General features: G+C 64.2%; 1 protein-coding gene. It reads left to right on the plus strand.

What is annotated here, in order from left to right; translation table 11 throughout:
* The coding region (locus AT959_RS14740) for an NADP-dependent malic enzyme (RefSeq protein WP_066884484.1) at nucleotides 1–1910 on the plus strand (1910 nt) is incomplete at both ends.

Consider the following 1910-nt stretch of genomic DNA (forward strand, 5'->3'; position numbering starts at 1 on the left):
CTGACCTCGCGCGCCAATCTGGTCGGCGTCATCACCAACGGCACCGCCGTGCTTGGCCTCGGCGCCATCGGCCCGCTCGCCGCCAAGCCGGTGATGGAAGGCAAGGGCGTCCTGTTCAAGAAATTCGCCAACATCGACGTCTTCGACCTCGAAATCGAAGAGCGCGACCCGGACAAGCTGATCGACACCATCGCCTCGCTCGAACCGACCTTCGGCGGCATCAACCTCGAAGACATCAAGGCCCCTGAATGCTTCTACATCGAGAAGAAGCTGCGCGAGCGGATGAAAATCCCCGTCTTCCATGACGACCAGCACGGCACGGCGATCGTCGTCGGTGCCGCCGTCCTCAACGGCCTGCACCTGATCGGCAAGGACCTGTCCACCGTCAAGATCGTCACCTCCGGCGCCGGCGCCGCGGCGCTCGCCTGTATCGACCTGCTGGTCATGCTCGGCGCCCCGGTCGACAACATCTGGGTGACCGATATCAAGGGCCTGGTCTACGAAGGCCGCGTCGAGGAAATGGACGAGATCAAGGCCCGCTACGCCAAGAAGACCGAGCAGCGCACGCTCGGCGAAGCGATTGCCGACGCCGACGTCTTCCTCGGCCTGTCGGCCGGCGGCGTCCTGAAACCGGAAATGGTCGCCAAGATGGCCGCCAAGCCGCTGATCATGGCGCTCGCCAACCCGACCCCGGAAATCTCCCCGGAACTGGTCAAGAGCGTCCGCGACGACGCCATCATGTGTACCGGCCGCTCGGACTACCCGAACCAGGTCAACAACGTCCTCTGCTTCCCCTTCATCTTCCGCGGTGCGCTCGACGTCGGCGCCACCACCATCACCGAAGAAATGAAGATGGCCGCGGTCAAGGCCATCGCCGAACTGGCCCGCGCCGAGCAATCGGAAGTCGTCGCCTCGGCCTATGGCGAAAAGATCACCGGCTTCGGCCCGGAATACCTGATTCCCCGTCCTTTCGACCCGCGCCTGATCGTCAAGATCGCCCCGGCGGTGGCCAAGGCCGGCATGGACTCCGGCGTTGCCACCCGGCCGATCAAGGACTGGGCCGCCTACGTCCAGGGCCTCAACGAATTCGTCTACCACTCCGGCATGATCATGAAGCCGGTCTTCTCGCAGGCCAAGCTGGCCCCCAAGCGCATCGTCTTCGCCGAAGGCGAGGACGAACGCGTGCTGCGCGCCGTCCAGGTCGTCCGTGACGAAGGCATCGCGCGGCCGGTGCTGATCGGTCGCCATGCCGAAATCAACCGCCGCATCGAAGCGGCCGGCCTGCGCATTCGCGAAGGCGAAGATTTCGAAGTCGTCCATTCCGACAACTGCGCCTTCTTCGACGAACACTTCGAAGAATTCTGGCAGACCTACCACCGCCTGATGGAACGCAAAGGCGTCTCGCCCGACTACGCCCGCCGCGAAGTGCGCCGGCGCAACACCCTGTACGGGGCGTTGATGGTCCACCTCGGCTACGCCGACGGCCTGATCTGCGGCACCTTCGGCCGCCACGAAACGCATCGCGAATACGTGCAGAGCGTCATCGGCACCCGCGCCGACCATGACCGCTACTACGCGATGAACCTCCTGATGCTGCCCGAGCGCACCGTCTTCATTGGCGACACCTACGTCAATTACGACCCGAGCGCCGAGCAACTGGCCGAAATGACCCTGCTCGCCGCCGAGGAAATCCGCAACTTCGGCATCATCCCGAAAGTCGCGCTGCTCTCGCACTCCACCTTCGGCACGGAAGACACGCCGACCTCGCTGAAGATGCGCGAAGTGCTGGCCCAGTTGCAGCAACGGGCGCCGGAACTGGAAGTCGAAGGCGAAATGCACGGCGATGCGGCGCTCGACGAACAGATCCGTCTGGCCGCCTTCCCCAACTCGAAGCTGAAAGGCCAGGCCAA

This window comes from Dechloromonas denitrificans (assembly GCF_001551835.1).
In the GTDB taxonomy this organism is placed as follows: Bacteria; Pseudomonadota; Gammaproteobacteria; order Burkholderiales; family Rhodocyclaceae; genus Azonexus; species Azonexus denitrificans.